We start from the raw sequence: 26,240 nt of genomic DNA on the forward strand, positions 1-26,240 counted from the left end.
CTGGCGGGTGATTGACGGCGCAGCCGCCTCACGTCGGCTGCGTCTTTTTTGTTGATCGGCGTTGGCCGCGCCCGGCGGCACATAGGCGGAACTCCCCACAGCCCTCTGGCAAGACTCATGCGCTTTTTGGATCGCGCGCCGTCGCATTCCGGTTTGAGACAGGGCCGCCCCGTTTTTAGACTTTCGTGTATTCCAACGAAAGGAGTGCACATGTCCCCCCTGTCGAATCCGACGCGCGGCCTACGGCGCGCAATACTGGCGGCCGTTGTCGCCGCATGTTCCGTCTCCGCTCATGCCGGAAGCTGGCCAGAGAAACCGATCACGATGGTCGTGCCGTTTCCCGCCGGAGGCGGCACCGATCTCGTGGCGCGCTCGATCCAGCCGCTTCTGCAGCGCGAACTCGGACAACCGGTGGTGATCGACAACCGCAGCGGCGCAGGCGGCACGCTCGGCTCCAGCTTCGTGGCGCGGGCCGTTGCCGACGGCTACACGGCTGGCGTGGTCACCACGAGCACCCACGCGGTAAGCGTCGCGCTCTATCCCCGGCTGGCCTACAACCCGACAGCGGACTTTGCATACGCCGGCTTCATCGGCACTTCGCCTTACGTGCTGGCGGTCAACAACGCGTTGCGAGTGCCCGATGCGCGTACGCTCGTCGCTCGCTTGAAGTCCGACCGGGCTCCGCACACCTTTGGGTCGGTTGGCGTCGGGACCGTGTCGCACCTGATGGGCGAACAGTTTCAGAAATTCATCGGCGAGCCGATGATCCACGTGCCATACCGCGGCGCGGCGCCTGCATACACTGATCTGATTGGCGGCCAGGTGCAGATCATGTTCGACAATCCGGCGGGACTCACGCCATATATCAAAGCCGGCAAGATCGCCGCCATCGCTGTGACCGCAGCGACGCCATTGCTGCCCGACGTACCGACGTTCGCAAGCCAGGGCGTGCCAGGCTTTGAACAGCAGTTGTGGTACGGCATCGCATTTCCAAAGGGAACCCCCGCGGCGATTGTCGACCGCTTCAATGCGGCCTTGAACAAGGTGCTGGCCGACAAGGCCGTGGCCGACGATCTCGCCGGCAAGGGGGTGACCGTTCGCCCCGGTACGCCGGCGGCGCTGCGGGCCGCCGTCCAGCAGGACATCCCGTACTGGGGCAGGATCGCCAAGTCGGTTGGAGCCACCGGTGAGTAACGTCGAACTGATTCGCGTCTTTGTACGCGATGGGAAAGGCGGCAACCCGGTGCCGCTGGTCGCAGACGCACGCGGCATGGATGCGGCGGCCATGCAGCGCGTCGCCGCGACGCATGGCCACGAATCAGCCTTCGTATTGCCGAGCGATGCTGGCTGCGACTGGCGCCTGCGCTTCTTCGTGCCGCATCACGAAATGGAAATGTGCGGACATGCCACGGTGGGCACGCTCTGGGCGCTGCGCCAGTGGGGGCGCTGGACCACGTCGACGGCGCGCATCGAGACGTTGAGCGGCATCGTGCTGGCAAACTGGGATGAAGCATCGCAACGCGTGTGGATCTCGCAGCCGGCGGTGCGCACCGCCAAGCTGGACGCCGCAGCATCGGTCCGCGTGGCGATGCAGCTCGGCTTGCCCGCCGGCAGCCATACGGTCGTCAATGCCGCGACCAGCCGCGTGAAGACGCTCATCGCCCTGCCATCCGTGGCGATGCTCGACGCCCTGCAACCGGATTTCTCGACCATGGCGCCGCTGTGCGCGTCGATCGGCTCCACCGGCCTGTATCCGTACGCATTCGGCACACCCCGGGTCGACGGCACGCCCGTAGTTCATGCACGGCAGTTTCCAAAGTCGTCAGGCTATCCCGAGGATGCCGCGACCGGCATCGCCGCGGCGGCGCTTTGGGGATACCTGAACCAGACTAAACAACTGCACGGTCGCGGCCGGACCGCAGCATCGATGGCGGTGTGGCAGGGCGATGCCATGGGCTGCCCATCGGAGATCCTCGTTGCGCCGCGCCATGCCGATTCCGGCGCGCCCGACGGATGCTGGCTCAGTGGCGGGGTGGCATGGGGCGAACCATGACGGCCGCTTCTCCCGAGGCTCTGCTTGGCGCAGCAGGATTCACGCTGCCCGAGGTATCTCGTCCGCGCGGCAGCTATGCGCCGTATTGCATCGTGGATACGGACGCATCGCGCTGGGTGTCGATCGCCGGGCAAGTCTGCAGGCGGCAAGGCGTTGCCATGGCAGGCCAGTGCCGCGGCCAGGCCGATGTCGAGCCGGCTCGCGGCGCCGCCGAAGTGTCGATGCTGAACGCGCTGGCAGCGCTGCGGATGGCTTGCGATGACGATCTGTCAAACGTGATCCAGATTGTCCGTGTGCGCGGATTCATCCGCGCGGCACCGGATTTTGGCCATCATCCGGCAGTGCTCGATGCGGCGTCGGCAATTCTCCGCATCGCATTCCCGGAGCAACCATTGCCCGCGCGCAGCGCATTGGGCGTGGCGAGCCTCCCCGACGGCGCGTGGATCGAGATCGAGATCGACGCCGTGGTCATGGCTTAGCGAGGAAATGGATCGAGTATCACGGGCCGCATCGCCCTGCAGCGCCCTGCAGCGCCCTATTTGCAACGGGGCAACGGCGGGCGACCGCACAGTCAGCGCGTTTCGCGCAGCAGGCGGTGCAGATGACCGCTCGACGCGAAACCGAGATCCATGCTGACGCTGGCTGCTGATTTTCCCTGGGCGATCAGCCCGCGGGCATGCGTGGCCAGGACGCGGCGCCTGACAGTCACTGGCGTCACGCCGAACTCGATCTGGCAAGCGCGCTGCAAATGCCGGATCGACACGCCAAGCTCGCTTGCAACCGCATCGATCGAAGGCAGCGGCAGGTCGCGCTCAAGCGCCTGATGGAAGCGCCGCACCATGCGCATCGCCACCGATGAAGGTGCTTCAGGCATCGCCAGCGGCCGGCTTGCCGCGAGTTGTTCGACGATTGCGCGCACCAGCCACGCCGCACTCGTCATCGCAATGCCCGGGGACAGCAACCCCTCCAGCATCGCAATGGTCGCTGCGTCCAGATGCATGGCGCCAAAACGTCGGCCGGCGGGCAGGCGGTCGGGCGGCAGGTAAAGCTCTCCATGCTGCTGGCGCCCTTGCTCCGATGCGGTCAGGTGCGAGGTCGTCGCTGGCAGCAGCACAGCGGTACCGCGCACCAGCGACACCGCATGCGGCGCGTCCGGCTCGCCGCCAACGTCGTTCCAAACCGTCTTGAGCCGGCCCATGCGCGGCCAAAGCAGCATGCCGCAGTCATGGATGTGCCAAGCGCGATGAAATGCGGGCTGCCGACTGTCATGCAGCGCAAAACCATGCTTAGTGGTCAGATGCAGCTTGGGAGACAGATGAGGTTGGTGGGTCATCGCGAGTACATCGGCAACCGTGGGGGGGCCCGGCGATCATACGCTGCCCGGTGGTGCGTTGGTAGCGCGCCCTCACCCACCCCCGCGCAACGTAGCCGAAGGCGGTTCGCCGTATTCCCTTCTGTATTCGCGCGCGAACAGGCTCAGATGTGTGAAGCCGTGGCGCAGGGCGATGGTGGTGACCACGCCGGGGCCGGGCATTGCGCGCTGGAGGTCGGCGCGGGCGCCCTGCAGGCGCAGCACGCGCAGGTATTCCATTGGCGTGGTGTCCTTGCTTTTGCGAAAGCCCAACTGCAACGTGCGCTCGCAGACGCCACAGTGCGCGGCCAGTTCCTGCAGCGTGATCGGCTGGTCCAGGTTGGCGCGCAGGTAGCGGATGGCGCGCCGCACATAGGCGGGCAGCGTCGGCAGGTAGCCGCGCGGCAGCAGTCCGCCGTCCTCGCCGAAATGATCGACCAGCAGCGTGGTCAGGCAGAGTTGTTCGATGGCGGCGTCGGCCGCCGGCAGAGCCGGGCGGCCAGTGCGCATGGCGGCTTCGGTGCGCAGCCACGTCAGCATCGCGCGCCAGCGGCCGGCACGCTGCGCGTCGCTGAGCGGCTGCAGCGCAAAGACCAGCGGCCCCGGCGGATCGAAGTTGAAGCAGGTACGGAACGCATCCTCCAGCGCATGACGGCGCACCACCACGCTGAAGCGTTCGCAATCGGCGTCCAGCAACAGTCGCACCGCCAGCGACGGCGAAAACACCCAGGTGCTGCCCGGCTCCATGTCCTCGGCCACGCCGTCGATTTCCACGCGGCACCGGCCGGCGATCACGGTCTGGATCACGTATTCGTCCTTGCCCGGCTGCGGCACCACCTCCATCGCGCGGTCGTAGCGTGTGGTGGCCAGCGTCAGATGACCGATCTGGCAGGTCTGCAACTGCACTTGCGGATGGGCGTCGTCGCTATGCAGGCGCGTCGGACCGAACACGCGCGCGGACAGCGCCTGCACGTGATCGAGCGCACGGGCATGGCTGGCGGTGTTCAATCTTGGTGCAGCATGATGACCCATGGTGCAGATCGAGGGGCGGACTGGCGATAATGGCTTCATCCTAGGGATCAATGCAGATTCCGTGCAAGCTGCGGAAAACCCCTGCCATTTCGCTTCCATGCGTGCGCATTCGCAATGTTGCTACGAGACCGGTTGCGGCGTCGCTAAGTTGGGTGCACACCCACACCACAAGGCAGGAGCGCCCCCATGACCACCCCCGTCCATCCCGTCGACCAGATCCTGCCAGCGCGGGCGATGGTCTCGCTAGGTTTTCAGCACATGCTGGTAAGTTATCTGGGCGCGATTGCCGTGCCGATGATCGTGGCCGGCGCGCTGAAGATGACGCCTGCACAGACCACGCTGCTGATCAGCACCGCGTTGTTTACATCGGGCATCGCCACGCTGCTGCAGACGGTCGGCTTCTGGAAGTTCGGGGTGCGCCTGCCGCTGATGCAGGGCGTGGCGTTCGGATCGGTGGGACCCGTGATCGCGATCGGCTCCGACCCGTCGCTCGGATTCACCGGCGTATGCGGTGCGGTGATCGGCGCCGGCGTGGTGACGATGTTCCTGGCGCCGGTCATCGGACGGCTCAAGCGATTCTTCCCGCCGGTAGTCAGCGGCTGCATCATCACTTCGGTCGGGCTGTCGCTGTTTCCGGTCGCGTATCAATGGACCGGCGGCGGCCACAATGCGAAGGACTTCGGCTCGCCGCTGTTCTTTGTAGTGGCGTTCGGCACCATCGCGCTGATCCTGTTCATCAACAGCCACGGCGGCCGGCTGGTGCGCAGCCTGGCCGTGCTGATCGGCCTGATGATCGGCGGCGCGGCGGCATGGCTGCTCGGCATGGGCAGCTTCGACGAGGTGGCGCGCGCGCCATGGTTCACGATGGTCATGCCGTTCGCGTTCGGCATGCCGACCTTCAACGCGGGCGCCATCGTCACCATGGTGATCGTGATGGTGGTGCAGATGGTGGAATCGATGGGATTGTTCGTGGCCATCGGCGATATCGTCAAGCGGCCCGTCAGCGAACGCGAGGCCACCTGTGGCCTGCGCGCCAACGGCCTGGCCAGCGCCATCGGCGGCATGTTCGCGGCGTTTCCGTTCATCGCGTTCATGGAGAACGTCGGGCTGGTGATCGTCACCGGCGTGCGCAGCCGCTGGGTGGTGGCGGTCTGCGGCGTGATGCTGTGCGCCGTGGCGCTGGTGCCGAAGATCGGCGCGCTGTTCTCGTCGATCCCCGCCGCCGCGCTGGGCGGCGCCACCATCGTGATGTTCGGCGTGGTGGTCGCGGCAGGCATCCGCACACTGGGGCAGGTCGATTACGAACGCAAGCCCGCAAACCTGAGCGTGGTAGCCATCACGCTGGCGTGCGCGCTGATGCCGGTAATCATGCCCAACCTGCTGGCAAAGCTGCCCGCCGCGCTGCAGCCGTTCGTGCACAGCAGCGTGATCATTTCCTGCGTGGTGTCGGTACTTCTGAATCTGCTGCTCAATGGCGTGCCCACGCGCGACGACGATCACGAGCTGGCCGTCACCGGCGAACATGTTCCTGAGGTCTGAAACCATGACGACGCCTACCCACTCCATCGCTTCCGGCGATCTGTTGATCCGCAACGCTGCGGCCGTGATGACCGGCCGCACCGGCGCCGCGGCGCGCGCGGGCGCGATCGACCTGCGCGTGCGCGACGGCCGCGTGGCGGAAATGGCCGCCGGCCTCGCTCCGCAACCGGGCGAGACCGTAATCGATGCGACAGGCTGCGTGGTGTACCCGGGCTGGGTGAACACGCACCACCACCTGTTTCAGAACCTGCTCAAGGCCGTGCCAGCGGGCATGAACGCCGATCTGCAGCAATGGCTGGCCAGCGTGCCATATCCGCGCCTGGACCGCTTCACGCCCGAGATCTTCCGCACCGCGGTGCGGCTCGGCATGGCCGAGCTGCTGTTGTCGGGCACCACCACCTGTGCCGATCATCACTACCTCTACCACCACGGGCATGGTGCCGAAACCGGCGACGTACTGTTCGACGTGGCCGAGGAATTCGGCATGCGACTGGTGCTGTGCCGGGGCGGCGCGGTGCAGTCGAAGTCCGACCACCCCGGCATGCGTGCCACCGCGCTGGTGCCGGAAACGTTCGATGAAATGCTCGGCGATATCGAGCGGCTGAAGGCGCGTTATCACGATGCCGGCGCGGACGCGCTGCGTCGCGTGGTGGTCGCGCCCACTACGCCAACCTTCTCGATGCCGCCCGCGCTGCTGCGCGAAGTGGCCGGATTTGCGCGCGGCATGCAGTTGCGGCTGCATACGCATCTGTCGGAAACCGACAACTACGTGCGCTTCTGCGCGGAGAAATATCGCTGCACGCCGGTACAGTTCGTCGCCGATCACGACTGGCTCGGGCCCGATGTGTGGTTTGCGCATCTGGTGACCGTGACGCCCGACGAGATCCGCATGCTCGGTCAGACCGGCACGGGCGTGGCGCATTGCCCAGTCAGCAACGCGCGTTTGGGCAGCGGTATCGCGCCGGTGCGCGCCATGGCCAATGCGGGTGTGCCGGTGTCGATCGGCGTCGATGGCGTGGCGTCGAACGAATCGGGCAGCATGGTCCACGAGGCAAACTTCGCGTGGCTAATCCATCGCGCGCTGGGCGGCGCGGATCAGACGCGCGTCGAAGAGGTGATTCACTGGGGCACGGCCGGCGGTGCGCAGGTGCTGGGGCTGCCTGGCGTCGGCACGCTGGCGCCGGGCCAGTCCGCGGACCTGGCGATCTACGACGTCAGCGGCCTGCGCTTTGCGGGCTTCCACGACATCGCCACGGCGCCGGTGGCCGCAGGCGAGCCCACACCGGTGCGCGACGTCTTTGTGCGGGGCCGCCATGTGGTGCGCGACGGCGCCGTCGTCGGCCTCGATATCGAGCGCTTGCGGCGCGACGCCCAGGCGGCGCTGGAAACGCTGCGGCCCTAGTCAATCGATGCGGCAACAATGCGAGCGGCGGCACCGCGCATGCCGCTCGCGTAAAAATCGTTGTGCAAGTTCCAGCGGCAACATCGCGGCGCGCGGGTTCTTAAGGTGCGCTTAAGGAACGACAAGTTTCCCGGACCCGCCGTGTCGCCAAGATGCATCAACCGGTAACAGCCGCGCGGCGATCCACATCGCCGCCGTGGCGGGCATCAGCGGGTGTGAGCCGTACATGCGCATCGATTGCCCCGCCAATGCCTTGCAAATCGCGCGATCTTCGCACGCGGGCCGGCCCCGCCTGCCGCCGCGCAAGGCGATACAACAGCTTACAAAGGCTCGTCACCACGGGTCAACGAACGCGCAGGGGCGCCGTTACTATCGGCATACAGGCAGCAAGGTACAAGACGCCCCCATGAACAAGATTCTTCTCGCCGCGACCCTTGGTATCGCCGCGCTGGCCGCCTCCGGCGCCGCGCAGGCACACGTCAATTTCGACATCGGCATCGGCGTGCCAGCCTATGTAGCCGCGCCCCCGCCGCCGGTGTACTACGCCCCACGGCCCGTCGTGGTGGCACCGCCCGCGCCGGTAGTGGTCGCGCCCGGTTACTACGACGACTGGCGCGCACGCGAATGGCAGGAACGGCAATGGCGCCGCGAGCAACGCTGGCGCGAACACGAATGGCGCCGGCACGAGTGGCACCGCTGGCATGACGACGACTGAGCGCGCGTCCGGCGACCACCCGCCCATACGCGCGCGAACGCCGCGCTGCGCGTGAGCGATCCGCAAGTAGTCGGAGACGCCGGCGTCCCGGCGCGCACCCTCGCACTAAGCGACGCGCGCCGCTTCCGCCTGCATACCGATTGGCGCGGATTTCGTCCGCCGCGCGTCAGGGCCGCTGCGAAAACGTGCGCTCGAAGACCGATTCGGCGATGCGGTTCTTCAGGATCTCGATCGAACCGCCCGCGATCATCCATCCGCGGCAGCGGCGTTGGCAGTATTCGACCAGTTCTTCCTGGCTGTACCCCATGCCACCCATCACTTGCAACGCCTCGTTGGCGATGTCGAAGCCGGCCTGATTGCAGAACGCCTTGGCGATTGCGGTTTCCTCGGCCGACGGCAGTCCGCTGTCGGCATTGCTGGCCGCCCGATACAACAGCAGTTGGCCCGCATCGAGCTTCATCTTCATGTCGGCAAACTTCCACTGCAGGCCCTGGAATTCGCATAGCAGCCTGCCAAACTGCTTGCGCTGCAGCGCCCATTGGCGCGCCACTTCATAGGCGTAGCGGCCCAGCGCCAGCGACCGCGCCGTGTTGCCCATGCGCTCGACATTGAAGCCCGCGATCTGCTTCTTGAATCCGCCTTCGGCCAGCAGCACGTCTTCGGCCGCCACATGGACGTCCTCGAAGTAGATCTGCGCCCACTCTTCGCCGGACATGAAGCGAGACTTCTGTCCGATCCGCACGCCGGGCGCCTTGGTGTCGATCAGCACGGAGCCGATGCCTCCCACGCCGGGGCCAAAGCGCACGTAGGCCAGGATCACATCGGCATGCGGGCCGTGCGTGGTAAAGATCTTGGTGCCGTTGATGCGATAGCCGTCGCCATCGGGCGTTGCGGCGGTCTTTAGTTCGGTCACGGCGGAACCGGCTTCGGGCTCCGTCATGCCGACCGAGATCAGCGTCTCGCCGCGCAGCAGCGGCGCCAGCCATTTGGCTTTCTGCGCCGCCGAGCCGTACTCGGCCAACACCCGGATGGCGCCGAAGTTGCCGGCTTGAATTACGTCCGCGCTGCGCGGGCAATGCCCGGCCACGGCCTGGATGGCAATGATTGCGTCCATCAGCGTGCCGCCCTGCCCGCCATCGGACTCGGCGATCGTGATGCCCAGCAGTCCTTGTTCGGCCATCATCCGCGCCACGTCCCACGGATAGGCGTCGGTGTGGGCCCGCTCGCGAGCGCCGGGCCGCAGCGTCTTCTGCGCGAAGCGGCTGACGGCGTCCTGGAATTCCTGCTGTTCTGGGGTGAGCTTGAAATGCATGTCGTTGTCTCCGGATGGCGGTTCGGCAACGCGCGTGCGCGCCGTGGTGATCCGCCTGGTGTTCAGATTTGAGGTTCCGCCAGGCGCAGCACGCAGTCGACACCGACCACGCCATCGGCGCGCACAAACAGCGGATTGATTTCGGCTTCGTCCACCGTGACGCCCTGCATCGCGCACAGGTGCGAGAAGCGCACGATTGCATCGGCCAGCGCGTCGACATCGCCACGCGGCAGGTTGCGGAATCCGCGCACCAGACGCGTCGAGCGCACCTCGTCGATCATCTGCCGTGCTTCGCTGAGGCTGACCGGCGCGGGACGCAGGCTCACGTCGCGATGCAGTTCGGCTGTGACGCCGCCCGCGCCCAGCACCACGATCGGCCCAACCAGCGGATCGTTGCGATAGCCGAGCATCAGCTCCAGCAGCCGGTCTTCCATGCGCTGCACCAGGATGCCGTCGATTTGCGCATCGGGTGCGGCCTGGCGCGCGTTGGCCAGCAGCCGCGCGGCGGCGGTGGCCAGTTCCGCGTTATCGCGCACGCCCACCTGTACGCCGCCGATCTCGGTCTTGTGCAGGATGTCGCGCGAGCAGATCTTGGCCACGACCGGATACGGCACCGGATGGGCCAACGATTCGCCGCGGACCAGCGCGGCCGCGGCAATCGGCACGCCCAGCGCCTGGAATACGGCGGCAGCTTCCAGTTCGGTCAGATTGCCCCGGATCGGCAGATTTGGTGGCCACGGCGTCGACGGCGCTGATGGACTCCCCTCATCATCGGCTGCTGCAGCAGCTGCACGGAACAGGCAGGCCAGTGCGTCGGCGCAGCTTTCCGGGGTGCGAAACGCCGGCACGCCAGCGGCCTGCAACACCTGCAGCGATTGCGCGGCATGGGGCGCCAGAAACGCCAGCAGCGGTTTGCCGCGCGTGACGCTGGCCTCGACGATTGGCTTGACTGCCAATTGCGGATGGAATTGCGCCGATGATCCCACCACGCACAGCACGGCATCGCACCAATCGCTTTGCACCATCTGCTCGACGAGGTCGCGATACTGCGCGCTGGTGGCGGCCAGCGTCAGGTCGATGATCGGCGTCTGGCGAATCTTCACGCCACGCGCGGCCATATGCGCGACAAATGCATCGGGCGGCGGCACTGCTTCCACGTTGGCCAGGCCCAGCCGATCGACCACGGTAGCCGCGCCGCCGCCGGTGGTAGTCACCACGGCCACGCGCGGGGCACGCGTCAGCGCGGGCACGGTGCGTGCATGGCGAATGGCCAGTGGTGCGGCTTCGAACAGCGTTTCGAGCATCTCGACGCGCATCGCGCCATGCTTGCGCAGGAACGCGTCGACGGCGGCGTCATTGCCGGCCAGCGCGCCGGTGTGCGATTGCGCCAGCGCCTCGCCCTGTGCGGAGCGGCCCAGCTTGTAGACCAGCACGGGCTTGCCGGCCGCGCGGGCGCGCCGCAATGCCGGGCCCAGCACCGCCGCATCGCGGATCGTCTCCAGGAACAACAGGATCGCTGCGGTGGCGGCGTCGTCCACCAGCATGTCGACCAGCTCGCCCACGCCGATATCGCTCTCGTTGCCGACGGACACCAGCTTGGCAAACCCCATGCCGCGCGCTGCGCCGCGCGACAGCAGCGCCCCCAGCATCGATCCGCTTTGCGAAATCACGCTGACCGAACCGGCCTGCAGCGCGTCCATTTCGAGCACGGCATTGACCGACAGGATGGCGCCGCTGTGCACATCGACCACGCCGATGCTGTTTGGTCCCAGCAAGCGCACGCCAAGCGCGCGTGCACGCGCCGCGAGCGCCTGCTGCGCAGCCATGCCCGCTTCCCCAAGTTCCGCAAAACCATCGGAAAACACCGTCACCACGCGCGCGCCGCGCGCCGCGCTCTGCTCCAGCGCGTCGATCACCTGCGCACCGGGCACCATCACAAACGCATGGTCGATCGATTCGGGCAAGGCCGCCACGCTGGGGTACGCGGCCAGGCCCATCACTTCGCTGCGGCCCGCATTCACGGGCAGGATGCGGCCCGCAAAACCGTGCTTGCGCATGAAGCGCAGTGGCCGGGCGGTGTTCTTTCGTTCATCGGCCGAGGCGCCCACCAGCGCCACCACATCCGGTGTAAACAACGCGCGGGCCAGCACGCTTCCCGTTGCGCCGCGAGCGCCGAGCCCATCGTTGGCGCGCGGCGCGTCCGGCTTCTTTTCCATTTCCGCATGGCCGGGGCCACGCGCGATGTCGTTATCGATTCCGATCATGAATCCGTCCTTCCTGAAAATGGGAGCAATGCCGCTGCGCCGCTCAACCCGCGAGCAATGCGTGCAAGCCCAGATCGCGCACCGGGCGCTCGTCGAGCCGCCACAACGCATCGAGCAGGCCGGCAGCCTTGACCGTGCCCAGCGCGGGCGCGGCCAGTTCCATAAACTTGTCGGCCAGCATGGCGTCGTCGAGCGGCGCTTCCGGATCGCCCAGCCGATACGGCGCGAAGTGCGCATGGCGCTTTCCGTCAGCCATTTCGATCTCGACGCGCGCCGCGCGCTGGCGCGGAAACGCTGCGCTCAGCTCCGCGTCGGCGGCAAGCGTGATGCGCTGCATCAGCGCGCGGATCGATGGATCGGCCAGGCGCTGCGGCTCGAAGGCGTCGAGCCGCACCGCGCCGCGCAGGATGCCGTGCGCCACCACGTAAGGCAGGCTGAAGCGCGCTTCGAACGGCGTGGCCGGCGTGAAATTGCCGGTGACATCCAGCGCAACCTGGTACGTATGCACACGGACGGCAGCGATCTTCGCGGTGTCCAGCGCGTGATCGCGCACGATGCGCATGGCGGCGTCGATTGCGGCGAAGGTATGCCCGCAGCAGCCGTGATTCTTCTGCGTGATGCGCGTCACGTTGTATGTGCTACCCAACCCTTCGGTGGCGATATCCCAGTTCGGGCTGCCGCAGAGCGCCGCGCCGAATCCCGCGTCGCCTTCGAGGATGTCGCGCACGCCGGTGACGCCATGCGCGGCGCCCTGCGCGGCCAGCACGCCCGTCTGCGCCGCGTGGCCCGCGTGCAGCGCCTTGGTCATCGCATCGGAGCGAAACGCCTGCTGCAGGCCGGACGCAAACGTGGTGGCCGTGGCCATCGCGTGGCCAGCCACCTCGGCATCGCCGGGCGCCATCAGCAACGCGCCAGCCGCTGCCGCGCCAATGCATCCCACGGTGCCGGTGGTGTGGAAGTAGCGGTAATGCGCCGGCTGAATTGCCGCACCGATGCGCGTCGAGACTTCGTAGCCGGCCACCACGGCGCGCAGCAGGTCCGCGCCGCTGGCGTTGCGATGTTCGGCCAGCGCCAGCGCGGCGGCAATCGTCGGGCAGCCGGGGTGATAGACCGCATCGCGAAAGATGTCGTCGAACTCGGCGGCATGCGACACGCTGCCATTGACCCATGCTGCCAGCGCAGGAAACGCAGTGGCGGCGCGGCCGATCACGCTGCTGTGCCCGACGCCGAATTCCTTCTGATGCGCCGCCGCAAGCTGCTGACCCGGCGCCATCGGCACACCGGCCAGCAGCGCGGCGAACCAGTCGATCACCACGCGCCGTGCGTGATGCTGTACGTCGTCGGCCAGCGGCGCGTGAGCCTGTTGTCCGACATAGGCGGCAAATTGGTCGATCAGCATGCCGTTTGTCTCCTTCTGGAATGGCTTCCATGGTACGAACGGCGCGTGCGCCAGCTTTGACATTTGGTGAAAGCTCCCAAGCCGCGCAGCGCATCCGCACCGCTGCGCGCTGGTGCATACTCTGCGCACGCAGTTATCGGCCCAGCCTTTCCTTTTGGAGCACGCTCACCGCATGGATATGGACATTCCTTCGCTTGCCATCCTGATTGCCGCCGTCGAGGAAAAGAGCCTGTCACGCGCGGCCGAACGCGAAAACCTCGTGACGTCGGCTGCCAGCAAGCGCATTGCCGAGCTGGAGCGCCGCGCCGGTACCGCGCTGCTGCGTCGCCACGGACGCGGCGTGGAACCGACGCCGGCCGGCGCCATGCTCTATCAGCGCGCCAAGGCCATCGTGCGCAGCGTGCAACTGGCGCAGGACGCGTTGGCGGCGTATTCGCTGGACGGCATCGCCAAGATCCGGCTCGCGTCGAATCGTTCGACGATCCTGCAGTTTCTGCCCGCCGATATCAGCGGCTTCCTCAAGCACGACCCCGATACGCGCATCGATCTGATCGAAGCATTCAGCTTTGACATTCCGCGCATGGTTTCCAACGGCGACGCCGATATCGGCATCTATCACGCGCGCAGTCCAAGCCCCGGCGTGCATTCGCTGCCGTATCGCACCGATCGGGTTGGACTGGTGGTGCCCCGCGGGCATCCGCTCGAGGCCAGGGGCGCGCTGCATCTGGAAGAAGCGCTCGACTATGACTTTCTCGGCTACTTTCCGCGCCACACGTTCGACGCTTTCCTGGCGCTGGTCTCGGGCACGATCTCGCGGCCGCTGACGGTCAAGACACAGGTGTCGAATTTCGAGGCGCGTTGCCGCATGGTGCGCGAGGGGCTGGGGCTGGCCGTGGTGCCGGAAGGCATCGCGCGCAATTACCTGCAGATGATGGGGCTGTCGTTGCTGACGCTGAAGGACGACTGGGCCGAGCGCACCTTCCATGTATGCGTGCGCGACCGCGACAGCCTGCCGTCGGGCGTTGCCCGGCTGCTCGACCACCTGAGCCGCTGCGCCACCATGGAACAGCACTTCCTGAAGCCGCGCTAGCGCGGCCGGACGCGCCCCCGTCGCGCCATCGCCACCCATCGCGCGGCGTTCGAGCGTCCGTGTCCGCATCACCGCTCGATCCGCACCGCCGCCGATGATGGCTGCGTTTCTATTTCGTCAAAGCTGGGCGCTGGTGTCTTTCTAAGATGCATGACAGGGATTGCCGCCGCGCTGCGGCGCGCAACGCCCATGACAAGAACCAGACCGGAGACAGCGATGAAAGACTTCCTGCGGCGCACGGCCGTCGGGGTTCTGCTGGTGTGCGCCGCAAACGCGCATGCGCAACAGCCCTACCCATCCAAACCGATCCGCGTGGTGGTGGCCTTTACCGCGGGCGGCACCACCGACATCCTGGCGCGCGAGGTGGCGCAGCAGATGGGCAAGGCACTCGGCCAGAGCGTGGTGGTCGAAAACCGTCCCGGCGCGGGCGGCAATATCGGCACCGATTTTGTCGGCCGCAGCGACGCCGACGGCTACACGCTGCTAGCCACGTCGGTGGGGCCCGTGGCGATCAATCCCACGCTCTACACGCGGCTCAAGGTCAACCCGCAGACCGACCTGCAGCCGGTCGCGCCGATTGCCGACGTGCCGAACGTGCTGGTGGTCAATCCGAACCTGCCGGCCACCACCGTGCAGGAACTGGTGGCTTATGCGCGCGCGCATCCCAATCAACTCAACTTCAGCTCCACAGGCGTCGGCACCGCCGCGCATCTGTCCGGCGTGCTGTTCAACGAGCGCACCGGCGTAAAGACCACGCATGTGCCGTACAAGGGCGCCGATGCGCTCAACGACCTGCTGGCCGGGCGCGTGCAGTTCATGTTTGCCACCGTGCCTTCGGTGATTTCGCATATTCGCGGCGGACAATTGCGGGCACTGGCGGTGACATCGCGCAAGCGGTCCGTGGCCCTCCCCGACGTACCGACGATGGCCGAGGCCGGGGTGCCAAAACTGGTCACGGGCGCGTGGTTCGGCCTGTTTGCGCCGAAGGGCACACCGCCGGAAATCGTCGCGAAGCTGAACCAGACCGTGACCCAGGCGCTGGCGCAACCCGACATGCGCAACAAGCTGGCGCAACAAGGCGCCGAAGCGATGAGCCTGGCGCCGGACGCCTTCGGCAAGTTCGTGGTGGCCGAATATCAGGCGTGGAAGCCGGTAGTGATCAGTTCCGGCGCGCGCATCGACTGACGACAACGCGATCGCCGCGCCGTGCGGCTATCGCACATTGCATCGAAAACCGGGGGCTGACCCCGACTTCCGCGGCAGACTTCCTCACCGATAATCCGCAAGGCCGCCTGAATCGGCCACAGAGCCCCGGGGTCATCCACGGGGCGCAGAAGAATATCAGTGAAGGAGATGTAGTGAGTATCAAGCGTCAAGCCACGCGCGTTGCGCGTGTGATGGCCATTGCCATTGCCACCGTGTTTTCGGGCCATGCGGCCCTGGCCGCCGATGCGTGGCCCAGCAAGCCGATCAAGGTCATCGTGCCGTACACGCCGGGCGGGTCGACCGACACCGTGTCGCGCGTGGTGTTCGAGCGCGTATCGCAGAGCCTGGGCCAGCCCATCATCATCGAGAACAAACCCGGCGCCAACAGCACGCTGGGCGTCGGCGTGGCCGCGCGCGCGGCGCCGGACGGGTACACCTTCGTGTCGGTGCTGGCCGCGTACAGCGCGAACATGTCGCTGTATTCGAAGCTCAGCTATAAGCCGTCCGACCTCACGCCCGTGGCCGAGATGGCAGAGCTGCCGCTATTCCTGTTCGCCAGCAAGAAGGTGCCGGTGAAGACCGTCGCCGAACTGGTCGACTACGGCAAAAAGCATCCCGATACGCTGACGTTCGGGTCCAGCGGCGTCGGCAGTTCCGCGCACCTGACCGGCGAACGGCTGGCGATGGAAGCGAAGGTCAAGATGACGCACGTGCCCTACAACGGCAGCGCGCCGATCCTGCCCGCGCTGGTGTCGGGCGAAGTGTCGGTGGCGTTCGACCCGCTGCTGGTGCCGATGCCGCATGTGAAATCGGGCAAGATCAACGTGCTGGCCGTGGCATCGGCCAAGCGCTGGCCCGGCGAGCCGAATATCCCAACCATGGAGGAAGCCGGTTTTCCGGGCTTCGTGATGAGTTCGTGGACCGGCCTGCTGGCGCCTGCCGGCACGCCGCAGCCGATCGTCGATCGCATGGCGAAGGAAATTGCGGCGGCCACGCGCAACGCCGAAGTGGCGCGCAAGCTGACCGAACTCGGCTTCATCCCCGTGGGCGGCACGCCCGACGAGTTTCGCAAGCTGATCGAGCGCGATACCACGCGCTACGCACAGATCGTCAAGGCGGCCAAGATCACGCTCGACTGAGCTTGTCGCCGCGCCCCGGCTGCCGCTTTGCGCTACCGGGCGCAAGCGGCGTGCAGTTCCGGGGCAGTGACGAAGGCGGCAACGGCGGCGCACCCTCCCAATGCATGCGCGCCGCGCGCTGCTGCTATTTCCCCGCTTGTCGCCGCTGCCATTGCGCGTAGAGATCCTCGGCGCCGTCAAGGCGCACCGGCACATACGCAATCTTCATCGACTGCTGTGCGAACGGTTTGGCCAGGTCGGCGTAGATGGCCGCCGTCGACAAGCCGAACGGCTCGCCGTCGTCGTTCGAATAGGCATAGGCCACTTCCGCCACGCCGGCCAGGCGCATCGCCGCCATGCACATCGGACATGGATGCCCGCTGGCATAGACCGCGCACCCGGCCAGGCTGGGCGTGCCAAGTTTCTGACTTGCGGCGCGGATGGCGTTGAGCTCCGCGTGCGAAGTAGGGTCGTTGGTGGTCAGGATCTGGTTCACACCCGTGGCCAGCACCTGTCCGTCCCGGACGATCACCGCGCCAAACGGACGCCCGCCTTGCTCCATATTGGCCTGCGCCAGCCGGATGGCTTCGCGCAGATAGCGCTGTGCGTCGGTCATATCGCTTCTCCATGACTGTAGGGCTGCCGATGATAACCGGGCAGCGCACTTCTCACGTGCGCACGGCGCCCCAGGCCCGTCCGTATCTTCATGTTTCAGCGCGGCCGCCAGATACATGGCGATGCATAACGCGCCGCGCGCGACACCTCCGCAATACATCGGCCCCCCACACTGCGCTGCAAGTCACGCAGGCAGCGAATGCGCCTGCGTCGTGGCCCAACCCAACCGGAGATCCATTGTGTCGCACGCAGCCGTCCGCAGTTTCCAGTCATCGGCCTTGAGCCGCCACACCCTTGCACTGGCCGCCGCGCTGGCCACGCTAGCCCTTGCCGGCCACGCCCCGTCCGTGCGCGCCGCGCAGTCCACGCCGGCGCCGGTCGCCGCCGCCAAGCCGGCAAAACCCGCCAATGCCGACGAAAGCATCCGCCCGTTCCACGTGCACGTGCCGCAGGCCCAACTCGACGATCTGCGCAAGCGCATCGCGGCCACGCGCTGGCCCGACAAGGAAACCGTCGGCGACGCCTCGCAAGGCATCCAGCTGGCGCAAACGCAGGAACTGGTGAAGTACTGGGGCACCCAGTACGACTGGCGCAAGGCCGAGGCGCAGCTCAACGCGTTGCCGCAGTTCGTTACCACGATCGATGGCGTGGACATCCATTTCATCCACGTGCGCTCGCGCCATCCCAACGCGCTACCGCTGATCCTGACCCACGGCTGGCCTGGATCGATCTTCGAGTTCACCAAGACCATCGGCCCGCTGACTGATCCCACCGCCTACGGTGGCCGCGCCGAAGATGCGTTCGACGTCGTCATTCCGTCGATCCCCGGCTATGGATTTTCCAGCCGCCCCAAGGATCTGGGCTGGAACCCCGACCGCACCGCGCGCGCGTGGGACGTGCTGATGAAGCGGCTTGGCTATACGCATTACGTGTCGCAGGGGGGCGACCATGGCTCGGTGATCTCGGACGCGCTGGCGCGTCAGGCACCGAGCGGCCTGCGCGCGATCCATCTGAACATGCCCGCCACGGTGCCGGGCGACGTGATGAAGTCGATCCTGGCCGGCGATGCGCCGCCCGCTTCGCTGACACCCCCGGAAAAGCAGGCATTCCAGTCGCTCTCCAGCTTCTTCGGACGCAATGCGGCGTACGGCGCGATGATGGTGACGCGCCCGCAGACGGTGGGATATGCGCTGGCCGATTCGCCGTCGGGACTGGCCGCGTGGACCTACGAAAAGATCGCGGAATGGAGCGATAGCGGCGGCGTGCCCGAGCGCGTGCTCTCGCGCGACGAGATCCTCAACGACATCACGCTGTACTGGCTGACCAATACTGGCGCGTCGTCATCGCGCTTCTACTGGGAGAACAACAACAATAATTTCAGCGCCGACGCGCAGAAAACGCGCGACATCAAGGTGCCGGTGGCCATCAGCGTATTTCCGCACGAGATCTATCAGGCGCCGGAAAGCTGGAGCAAGGCGGCCTATCCGTCCTTGAACTACTACCACCAGGTGGCGCGCGGCGGGCATTTTGCCGCGTGGGAACAGCCGCAGCTTTTTGCCGAAGAGCTTCGCGCGGCGTTCAAGTCGGCGCGCTGACCGTCGCCCCTGCCGTGCCCGATGCCGCGCGCATCGGGCGCGCCCTTTCGAAAGCTGCCGCGCGCTGCGCGTCAGGTCTTTTCCGGCATGACGCCGACATAGCGGCCGCGCGGCCGGATCACCTGACCGACGCCAAGCTGTTCCAGGCTATGCGCCAGCAACCCGATACTGCGCGCGGTGGCGAACATGCCGAATGCCGCATCGTCGGGCAGGCCGCAGTGCGTAACCAGCGCGGCCAACGCTACGTCGATATTGGGCTGCAGCCCGGTCAGGCGCGTGGCCTTGTCGATAAAGCGCGCAATCACCGCTGGCGGATCAAACAGTGCCAGCAGCGCCGCGGCGCGTGGATCGCCTTCAGGATAGAGATGGTGACCGAAACCGGCCAGCGGCAGCCCCGTCGACAAATGATGGGCGATCACTTCGTCCTCGCCCTGGCGCTCCAGTTCGCTGAACAGGGCCTTGACGCGCCCGGACGCATCGCCATGCAGCGGCCCCGACAGCGTGGTCAGTCCCGATAGCAGGCACGCGGGCAGCGACGCGCCGGTGGACGCCGCGATGCGCGCGGCAAACGCCGAGCTGGTCAGCTCGTGATCCACCAGCAAGACCATTGCGGTGCGCAGCAGATCCGCCACCGCCGCGGGCTGGTTCCAGCCTTGCGCAAGACGCCGGTGCAGTGCATCGCGTCCCGGCTGCGCGCCAAACGCATTGGCCATTTTCCCGATCAGCCCCTGCCCTTCCGCATGCAGCACGCGCGTCATGCGGCCGTGCGTGGAATGCCCCGTGGCGGCCAGTTCGGCCAGCGTGCGGAATGCGGCCACGCGCCCCGGCCGCGCCACGCGCGCGGTCGACGAGAAATCCACGGGCTGTTCGGCATTCCATAGCAGGTGCGCCGCTTCTTCCAGCGTAGCCGATCGGGCCAGCGCCACCGCATCCTGCCCTCGGTAGTAGAGGCGTTCGCGCACGAAAGTGGAAAGCGCCGTCGGGATGCTGGGCTCTGCGCCGAACAGCGTATTAGTGGCCAGCGTTTCGTGCTTGCGCCCGGCCTGCTTGCGCCGCGCAAGGCTGGCGACGTCTTCGGCGCGGTACAGGCTGCGCCGCGTATCGGCCGGGTCGGACGTGACCTCGATCTTGCCGCGGCTCACATAGGCGTAGACCGTCTGCGGCCGCACGCCAAGGCGCGCGCACGCCTCGTCCATCGATATCCAGGAACCCATGGTGGTGACTCGTAGAAACTGATTTATGTTGATTTTATATATCAATATTGCATTGACAATCAACTATTGCCTACCATGGCTTCACTTTCCAGCCTGACATCGATGCACATGAAGCCGCAGATCCTGCAACTGAATCCCATCCTGATCCCTGCCGCCAACGAAGAACTGGCCGCGCTGTATGACGTGCACAAGTACTTTGAAATCGACGACCAGGCCGCGTGGCTGCAACAACATGGCGCATCGATCGAAGCCGTGATCACCGGGGGCCATACCGGTATTTCCCGCGCGATGCTGGAGGCGCTTCCGGCGTTGAAGGTGGTGGCCGTCAATGGCGTGGGCACCGATGCAGTGGACCTTGCATATTGCCGCGAGCGCGGCCTGCCGGTGACGGCCACGCTGGGCGCGCTGACCGAGGATGTTGCCGATCTGGCGATCGGGCTGTTGATTGCCGCGTGCCGCAATATCTGCGCGGGCGATCGCTTCGTACGAGACGGGCAGTGGGAGTTGTATCCGCAGCCCAGCGCCATTCCGCTGGCGCGCCGCTTCAGCGGCATGCGCGTGGGCATCGTCGGCATGGGGCGCGTCGGCCGCGCCGTCGCCACGCGCGCCGCGGCCTTTGGCTGCCCGATCCGCTATACGGACCTGCGTGCGATGGACGACGTGCCGCATGAATTCGTGGCCGATCTGGTACAGCTGGCGCGCGACAGCGACGCGCTGGTGTTGTGCGCCGCCGCGGACAAGGCCGAGGGCATCGTCAATGCTGCGGTGCTCGATGCGCTGGGTCCGCGCGGCTTCCTCGTCAACGTGGCGCGCGGGCGCCTCGTCAATGAGGCCGATCTGGTGCGCGCGATCGAGGCCGGCGGCATTGCCGGCGCGGGACTGGACGTATTTGTCGACGAGCCGCGCGTGCCGCTGGCATTGCGCCGCTCCGACCGCACCACATTGCAGGCGCATCGCGCCAGTGCCACATGGGAAACGCGCGAGGCGATGGCGCGCATGGTGCTGGACAGCGTCGCGCAGGCGCTTGCCGGCACGCGCCCGAACATGAGCCTGACCACCTGATCGCCACGGCGTATCGATCGCCCAGCCCAAATCGCTTTGCGCACGGCGCCCGGTTGCCGCACCGCGTAGGGCGCGCGGTCGGGCCTCAATCAACGGCACCTAGTTTCGAGAGACCGATGGATTTTGTCTTGCCGCTACCCGCGCCGCGTTCGCTCCCCGTCATGGGCAGTGCCGCACGGTTTCCCATCGCCCGCGTGTTCTGTATCGGACGCAATTACCGTTGGCGCGATGACGAGCCCGTGCCGCAGGAAATGCCCGCATGGTTCATGAAGCCGGCCACGGCGGTGGACGACGCCGGCGAAGCGCTGCCGTATCCGCCGGGCACCGAGGACTTTTGTCCTGAGGTGGAACTGGTGGCGGCGATCGGCCGCGCCGGGCGCGACATCGATCCCGCGCGCGCCCTGGAATATGTGTGGGGCTATGCGGTCGGCCTCGACATGACACGCCGTGACCTGCAGCAGCAGGCCAAGCGAGTCGGCGGCCCGTGGGAGCCCGCCAAGGCATTCGACCACGCCGCGCCGTGCAGCGCGGTGGTGCCCGCCGAAATGTGCGGGCATCCGCAATCCGGGACGATACAGCTGACGGTCAATCACGCGGAACGCCAGCGCGCGGATGTATCCGAGCTGCTTTGGCCGGTGCAGGAACTGGTGGCGATGCTGTCGCGCTCGGTCGCGCTGATGCCGGGCGACCTGATCTTCACCGGCACACCGGCGGGCGTCGGACCGCTGCAACGCGGCGACCTGGTTCACGCCAGCGTGGCCGGCATCGGCGAAATCGCGCTGACGGTGACGGGATAGATCGCAACCCACATACGCGCGGCGCGATGCCGCACATGATGCATCGTCAAAAAAAGGAGACAACCTTGAACGCAACCCGAAAGATCGCAGTGGTCACCGGCGCCGGCAGCGGCGTGGGCCGCATGACCGCTCTGGCATTGCTGGACGATGGCTGGACCGTAGTGTTGGCGGGTCGTCGTGCGGACCCATTGCAGACGCTTGTCGCGCAAGCTGCCGAACGGGGCCAGACTGCCCTGGCCGTGCCGACCGACGTCACCGATCCGGCCAGCGTGCAGGCGCTGTTCGACACCGTCGAGCGCGAGTTCGGCCGAGTCGACATGCTGTTCAACAACGCCGGCGTCAACGCACCAGCGGTGCCGATGGACGAACTGCCGCTGGACAAGTGGTTCAACGTCATCAACACCAATGTGAGCGGCGTGTACCTGTGCGCGCGCGCCGCATTCGGATTGATGCGCCGCCAGTCGCCGCAGGGCGGGCGCATCATCAACAACGGATCGATTTCAGCGCATACGCCGCGTCCGTTCACCGCGCCCTACACCGCCAGCAAACATGCGGTCACCGGCCTGACCAAGGCCCTGGCGCTGGACGGCCGCGCGTTCAACATCGTCGCCAGCCAGATCGACATCGGCAACGCACTGACCGAATTGTCCGAACGGATGACGCGCGGTGTGCTGCAGGCCAATGGCACGACCGCGCCGGAGCCGATGATGGACGCGCGCCACGTTGCCAATGCCGTGCGGCATATGGCGTCGCTACCGCTCGACGCCAACGTGCTGAACATGACCGTGATGGCCAGCGCCATGCCTTTCGTCGGACGCGGCTGATTCCAGCTTCTTTTACGCAAACAGAGTCGGCAGCAGCCGTCCATCGCTTTTCCAGGAGACCACCATGCAATCGATCCCCCGTAAATTCGCCGCGCTGCTGAGCGTACTGGCGATGCCCGCCGCGCTGCTGGCAAACCCGGGCGCCGCGTTGGCGCAGCAGCCGTATCCAAGCCGCCCCGTCACGATCATCGTGCCCGCACCGGCCGGCGGCGGCATCGACTTGATCGCGCGCGTGGTCGGCGAAAAGCTGTCGGTCAAGCTTGGCCAGCCATTTATCGTCGAGAACCGTCCCGGCGCGTCCAACAACCTTGGCACCGCGGTGCTGGCCAACGCCAAGCCCGATGGCTACACCATCGGCATCGTCGGGGGCAGCCACAACATCAACAAGTTCCTGTTCAAGAACCTGGGCTGGGACCCGGAGAAGAGCTTCGAGCCGATCGTCTACACGCACGAGATTCCGCTGGTCTTCGCCGCGTATCCCAAGGTCCCGGCCAAGACCGTGCCGGAACTGGTGACATGGATGAAGGCGAATCCGGCCGAGGCCAAGGTGGCAACGTCCGGTCGCGGCAGTGCGCAGGAAATGGCGGCGGAGATGTTCCGCATGGTCAGCGGCGCGCCGGTGCTGCTGGTGCCGTACAAGGGCTCCTCGGCCGCGCATCCGGACCTGATCGCGGGCCGCACGGTGCTCTATATCGACACGATCAGCGCGATTCAGGAACAGGTGAAATCGGGCAACGTGCGCGCGCTGGCGGTATCGACGCGCAAGCGCTCCAAGGCGCTGCCGAACGTGCCCACCGCAGAGGAACAAGGTCTCAAGGGCTACGACGCCAATACCAACGGCGGCTTCCTCGCGCCGGCCGGCACGCCTAAGGAAATCGTCGCCAAGCTCAACACGGAGATCAACGCCGCGCTCAAGTTGCCCGAGGTACGCGCCAAACTCGAGGCTGCCGGCATCGAGGTGCAGGGCGGCACGCCGCAGGAATACGCGGCGCTGATAAAGTCCGACCTGGCCAAGTGGGGCAAGGTGGTGAAAGAGGCCAACATCCAGCCGGAATGATGGCGGTGGCGGCGTGAGCCGCTCTGAAGTTGAAGGGCGATGAGGCGCGTGGCGCCTCACATATCTCCCCACACATCGCCCCCACTCACTCCACGGTCACCGACTTCGCCAGATTGCGGGGCTTGTCGATATCGGTGCCGCGCGCCAGCGCGGTGTGATACGCGAGCAGTTGCATCGGGATGGTGTGCACGATCGGGGACAGCATGCCGTAGTGTTCGGTCAGGCGCACGATCTCGAGGCCGTCGGAGGGCTGCAGCGCGCAGTCGATATCGGCAAAGACGTAGAGCTTGCCGCTGCGCGCGTTCACTTCGTGCATGTTCGACTTCAGTTTTTCCAGCAGGCTGTCGTTGGGCGCCACCGCCACCACCGGCATCTGGTCGCTGATCAGCGCCAGCGGTCCATGCTTGAGTTCTCCGGCAGCGTAGCCCTCGGCGTGGATGTAGGAAATCTCCTTCATCTTCAGCGCGCCTTCCAGTGCAATCGGATAGTGCATGCCGCGTCCCAGGAACAGGATGTTCTCCTTGCGCGTGAGTTGATCGGCCCAGCCGATGAAATGCGGCTCCAGCGCAAGCACGCGGGTCAATGCATCGGGCAGATGACGCAGCGCGCGCAGGTGACGCTGCTCGTCGGCATCGCTCAGGCGCCCACGGATCTGCGCCAGGGTCAGGGCCAGCAGGAATAGCGCCACCAATTGCGTGACGAAGGCCTTGGTCGACGCGACGCCGATCTCCACGCCCGCGCGCGTGATGAAATGCATCGCGCATTCGCGCACAAGCGCGCTGGTGGCGACGTTGCAGATCGCCAGCGTACGTTGCATGCCGCGCTCGCGGGCCGCATGGACGGCGCCGAGTACGTCGGCGGTTTCTCCGCTTTGCGATACGGCCACCACCAGCGTATTGGGATGGCTGAACGCCTCGCGATAGCGGTATTCGCTGGCGATCTCCACGCGCACCGGCAGGTTTGCCAGCGCCTCGATCCAGTAGCTGGCCGTCAGCGCGGCATGGTAGCTGCCCCCGCACGCCAGCAACAGCACCGAATCGACCTGGGCCATTTGTCGATACGCGCCATCGCCGAACAGCTCCGGCATGATCGACGTGATGTCCTGCAAGGTGTCGGCCACCGCGCGCGGCTGCTCGAAGATCTCCTTCTGCATGTAGTGCTGGTACAGGCCCAAATCGGCCGCAGCGCTGTGCGCCGCCACGGTGTGCACGGCGCGATCCGCGCGCTGGCCGTGGCGGTCGACGATCCAGTGGCGATGCATCTGCACGTCGACCACATCGCCATCTTCCAGATAGACGATCTGGTTAGTGACGCCGGCGACGGCGATGGCGTCCGACGCAAGGAAATTCTCGCCGTCACCCACGCCCACCACCAGCGGCAAGCCATTGCGCGCGCCTACCAGCCGGTGCGGTTCGTCGCGACAGAGCACGGCAATCGCAAAACTGCCGCGCAGTCGCGCCACGGCTTCGCGCACGGCCTCGAACAGATCACCGTTGTAGAGGTGATCGATCAAATGCCCGATCACTTCGGTGTCGGTCTGGCTGACGAATACATAGCCGTGCTGCTGCAGTTCCGCGCGCAGCGTCTCGTGGTTTTCGATGATGCCGTTGTGCGACACCGCAATACGTGGCGCACGCTCGTCGGGCGAGACATGCGGATGCGCGTTGGCCGTGACCGCCATGCCGTGCGTTGCCCAGCGCGTGTGCGCAATGCCGGTGGCGCCGTCGATCCCGTGCGTCTCGATATCGCGTTGCAGCGCAGCCACGCGCTCCACGCTGCGCGCGCGCACCAGCTTGCCGTGCTGCAGCATGGCCACGCCACACGAGTCATAGCCGCGATATTCGAGCCGCTTCAGCCCATCCACAAGATCTCGCACCACGTTGCGTTGCGCCACCGCGCCAACTATTCCGCACATGACCTCTCCAATTGATTTACGTTAGCGATCGCATTCGATCCATGGCGGCGATGGTAGGGTTGCGGCAATGAAATTTTCTTTCAATAATTCGGCATTTATGAATCAACTCATCGATCAATCCCATCGATGAAATTTTCTTTCACAAAAATCGTATGCCCTTTGCGCCCCCTGTCCCGCTCGATGACCTCGATTGCCGAATCCTGCGCGCGCTGCAGACCGATGCATCGCTTTCAAATGCGGCGCTGGCCGAGCGCGTGTTTGCATCGGCGCCAACCACCATGCGCCGTGTGCGCCGATTACGCGAAACGGGCGTCATCGCGCGGGAAATCGCAGTACTCGATTCCGAGAAGCTGGGCGGCGCGCTGATCGCCATCATCGAGGTCACGCTCGATCGACAGACCGCGGAAGACTGCGCGGCGTTCGAAGCGCAAGTCTGCGCGGAACCGGGCGTCACGCAGTGCTATCGCGTGTCGCCGGGGCCCGATTTCGTGGTGATCGTCGAATTGGCCGATATGGGCGCGTACGACGCCTTTGCGCGCCGGCTGTTCACGGGCGCCGGCAATGTGCGCAACGTGCGCACCTTTTTCTCGACGCATCGCGCCAAGTTCGAAGCCAATGCGCCAATCGGCGCAGGCGCATGACGTTGCGCGAGGCAGGCAACATTTTGCTTTCGCAGCCCC

The 26,240-nt window shown here is 66.2% G+C and carries 23 protein-coding genes; 15 read left to right on the forward strand and 8 right to left on the reverse strand.

What is annotated here, in order from left to right:
* The first annotated feature begins 210 nt into the window (after positions 1–210).
* From AC1RKI_RS22240 to AC1RKI_RS22250, 3 genes are read left to right on the forward strand one after another with little or no spacing between them, the layout of a single operon-like run.
* Positions 211–1,194, forward strand: coding sequence for a Bug family tripartite tricarboxylate transporter substrate binding protein (locus AC1RKI_RS22240; RefSeq protein WP_251164927.1), 984 nt, complete (start codon positions 211–213; stop codon positions 1,192–1,194).
* Positions 1,187–2,053 carry a PhzF family phenazine biosynthesis protein gene (locus tag AC1RKI_RS22245; protein ID WP_492797156.1) on the forward strand — a complete coding sequence of 289 codons (867 nt, stop codon included), beginning with the start codon at positions 1,187–1,189 and terminating at the stop codon, positions 2,051–2,053. Before AC1RKI_RS22240 ends, AC1RKI_RS22245 begins: the two co-directional genes overlap by 8 nt.
* On the forward strand, positions 2,050–2,532 hold the full coding sequence (locus AC1RKI_RS22250; protein ID WP_061953912.1) for a RidA family protein: 483 nt from the start codon (positions 2,050–2,052) through the stop codon (positions 2,530–2,532). Before AC1RKI_RS22245 ends, AC1RKI_RS22250 begins: the two co-directional genes overlap by 4 nt.
* Positions 2,533–2,624: 92 nt before the next feature.
* Here AC1RKI_RS22250 and AC1RKI_RS22255 read toward each other — a convergent pair whose 3' ends face one another.
* Together AC1RKI_RS22255 and AC1RKI_RS22260 are read right to left on the reverse strand one after the other, a co-directional pair.
* Entirely contained in the window at positions 2,625–3,386 is a 762-nt protein-coding gene (locus tag AC1RKI_RS22255) for a helix-turn-helix transcriptional regulator (RefSeq protein ID WP_150979733.1), read from the reverse strand.
* 72 nt (positions 3,387–3,458) lie between these two features.
* Positions 3,459–4,436, reverse strand: coding sequence for an AraC family transcriptional regulator (locus AC1RKI_RS22260; protein WP_150979732.1), 978 nt, complete (start codon positions 4,434–4,436; stop codon positions 3,459–3,461).
* Between the two features lie 186 nt (positions 4,437–4,622).
* Here AC1RKI_RS22260 and AC1RKI_RS22265 point away from each other — a divergent pair, with 186 nt between their 5' ends.
* The 3 genes from AC1RKI_RS22265 (at position 4,623) to AC1RKI_RS22275 (ending at position 8,092) form a co-directional block, all read left to right on the forward strand.
* A complete protein-coding gene (locus AC1RKI_RS22265) occupies positions 4,623–5,975 on the forward strand; it encodes a nucleobase:cation symporter-2 family protein (protein WP_492797158.1) in 1,353 nt (450 codons plus the stop codon).
* A gap of 4 nt (positions 5,976–5,979) precedes the next feature.
* Positions 5,980–7,377 carry an amidohydrolase family protein gene (locus AC1RKI_RS22270; protein WP_492797160.1) on the forward strand — a complete coding sequence of 466 codons (1,398 nt, stop codon included), beginning with the start codon at positions 5,980–5,982 and terminating at the stop codon, positions 7,375–7,377.
* Between the two features lie 406 nt (positions 7,378–7,783).
* On the forward strand, positions 7,784–8,092 hold the full coding sequence (locus tag AC1RKI_RS22275) for a hypothetical protein (RefSeq protein ID WP_227460603.1): 309 nt from the start codon (positions 7,784–7,786) through the stop codon (positions 8,090–8,092).
* Between the two features lie 166 nt (positions 8,093–8,258).
* On the opposite strand, the gene AC1RKI_RS22280 is transcribed toward AC1RKI_RS22275, so the two are convergent.
* The 3 genes from AC1RKI_RS22280 to AC1RKI_RS22290 all read right to left on the reverse strand — a co-directional run bounded on the left by AC1RKI_RS22280 (position 8,259) and on the right by AC1RKI_RS22290 (position 13,067).
* Positions 8,259–9,404 (reverse strand): acyl-CoA dehydrogenase family protein, encoded by a 1,146-nt coding sequence (locus tag AC1RKI_RS22280; RefSeq protein WP_492797162.1) that lies wholly within the window; start codon positions 9,402–9,404, stop codon positions 8,259–8,261.
* Between the two features lie 62 nt (positions 9,405–9,466).
* Positions 9,467–11,668 carry an acetate--CoA ligase family protein gene (locus AC1RKI_RS22285; RefSeq protein WP_492797164.1) on the reverse strand — a complete coding sequence of 734 codons (2,202 nt, stop codon included), beginning with the start codon at positions 11,666–11,668 and terminating at the stop codon, positions 9,467–9,469.
* A gap of 43 nt (positions 11,669–11,711) precedes the next feature.
* On the reverse strand, positions 11,712–13,067 hold the full coding sequence (locus AC1RKI_RS22290; protein ID WP_492797166.1) for an MmgE/PrpD family protein: 1,356 nt from the start codon (positions 13,065–13,067) through the stop codon (positions 11,712–11,714).
* Positions 13,068–13,245: 178 nt separating this feature from the next.
* Here AC1RKI_RS22290 and AC1RKI_RS22295 point away from each other — a divergent pair, with 178 nt between their 5' ends.
* The 3 genes from AC1RKI_RS22295 to AC1RKI_RS22305 all read left to right on the forward strand — a co-directional run bounded on the left by AC1RKI_RS22295 (position 13,246) and on the right by AC1RKI_RS22305 (position 16,502).
* Positions 13,246–14,157: a LysR family transcriptional regulator gene (locus AC1RKI_RS22295; protein ID WP_061954012.1), complete on the forward strand. Its 912-nt coding sequence runs from the start codon at positions 13,246–13,248 to the stop codon at positions 14,155–14,157.
* A gap of 216 nt (positions 14,158–14,373) precedes the next feature.
* Complete coding sequence (locus AC1RKI_RS22300; protein WP_061953921.1) at positions 14,374–15,342, forward strand: Bug family tripartite tricarboxylate transporter substrate binding protein; 969 nt, start codon at positions 14,374–14,376, stop codon at positions 15,340–15,342.
* Positions 15,343–15,554: 212 nt separating this feature from the next.
* The gene (locus AC1RKI_RS22305; protein ID WP_244789165.1) at positions 15,555–16,502 is read left to right on the forward strand and encodes a Bug family tripartite tricarboxylate transporter substrate binding protein; all 948 of its coding nucleotides are present in this window, start codon (positions 15,555–15,557) and stop codon (positions 16,500–16,502) included.
* Between the two features lie 124 nt (positions 16,503–16,626).
* On the opposite strand, the gene AC1RKI_RS22310 is transcribed toward AC1RKI_RS22305, so the two are convergent.
* Positions 16,627–17,097, reverse strand: coding sequence for a nucleoside deaminase (locus tag AC1RKI_RS22310; protein WP_492797168.1), 471 nt, complete (start codon positions 17,095–17,097; stop codon positions 16,627–16,629).
* Between the two features lie 298 nt (positions 17,098–17,395).
* On the opposite strand from AC1RKI_RS22310, the gene AC1RKI_RS22315 reads away from it, so the two are divergent.
* Positions 17,396–18,691 (forward strand): epoxide hydrolase family protein, encoded by a 1,296-nt coding sequence (locus AC1RKI_RS22315; protein ID WP_233473905.1) that lies wholly within the window; start codon positions 17,396–17,398, stop codon positions 18,689–18,691.
* A gap of 71 nt (positions 18,692–18,762) precedes the next feature.
* On the opposite strand, the gene AC1RKI_RS22320 is transcribed toward AC1RKI_RS22315, so the two are convergent.
* On the reverse strand, positions 18,763–19,905 hold the full coding sequence (locus AC1RKI_RS22320; protein ID WP_490713546.1) for a citrate synthase: 1,143 nt from the start codon (positions 19,903–19,905) through the stop codon (positions 18,763–18,765).
* Between the two features lie 108 nt (positions 19,906–20,013).
* Here AC1RKI_RS22320 and AC1RKI_RS22325 point away from each other — a divergent pair, with 108 nt between their 5' ends.
* From AC1RKI_RS22325 to AC1RKI_RS22340, 4 genes are all read left to right on the forward strand, one after another.
* Positions 20,014–20,967 (forward strand): 2-hydroxyacid dehydrogenase, encoded by a 954-nt coding sequence (locus tag AC1RKI_RS22325; protein WP_492797211.1) that lies wholly within the window; start codon positions 20,014–20,016, stop codon positions 20,965–20,967.
* Between the two features lie 116 nt (positions 20,968–21,083).
* Positions 21,084–21,764, forward strand: coding sequence for a fumarylacetoacetate hydrolase family protein (locus tag AC1RKI_RS22330; protein ID WP_492797170.1), 681 nt, complete (start codon positions 21,084–21,086; stop codon positions 21,762–21,764).
* A gap of 38 nt (positions 21,765–21,802) precedes the next feature.
* The gene (locus tag AC1RKI_RS22335) at positions 21,803–22,588 is read left to right on the forward strand and encodes an SDR family oxidoreductase (RefSeq protein WP_492797213.1); all 786 of its coding nucleotides are present in this window, start codon (positions 21,803–21,805) and stop codon (positions 22,586–22,588) included.
* A 64-nt stretch (positions 22,589–22,652) separates the two neighbouring features.
* Positions 22,653–23,645, forward strand: a complete 993-nt coding sequence (locus tag AC1RKI_RS22340) for a Bug family tripartite tricarboxylate transporter substrate binding protein (protein ID WP_150979721.1) — start codon at positions 22,653–22,655, stop codon at positions 23,643–23,645.
* Positions 23,646–23,730: 85 nt separating this feature from the next.
* Here the strand turns inward: AC1RKI_RS22340 and glmS are convergent, their stop codons facing one another.
* Positions 23,731–25,560 (reverse strand): glutamine--fructose-6-phosphate transaminase (isomerizing), encoded by a 1,830-nt coding sequence (gene glmS / locus AC1RKI_RS22345; RefSeq protein WP_492797173.1) that lies wholly within the window; start codon positions 25,558–25,560, stop codon positions 23,731–23,733.
* 152 nt (positions 25,561–25,712) lie between these two features.
* Here glmS and AC1RKI_RS22350 point away from each other — a divergent pair, with 152 nt between their 5' ends.
* On the forward strand, positions 25,713–26,201 hold the full coding sequence (locus AC1RKI_RS22350) for an Lrp/AsnC family transcriptional regulator (RefSeq protein WP_227460595.1): 489 nt from the start codon (positions 25,713–25,715) through the stop codon (positions 26,199–26,201).
* Positions 26,202–26,240: the final 39 nt, after the last annotated feature.

Source organism: Cupriavidus sp. GW822-FHT06G04 (assembly GCF_058799075.1).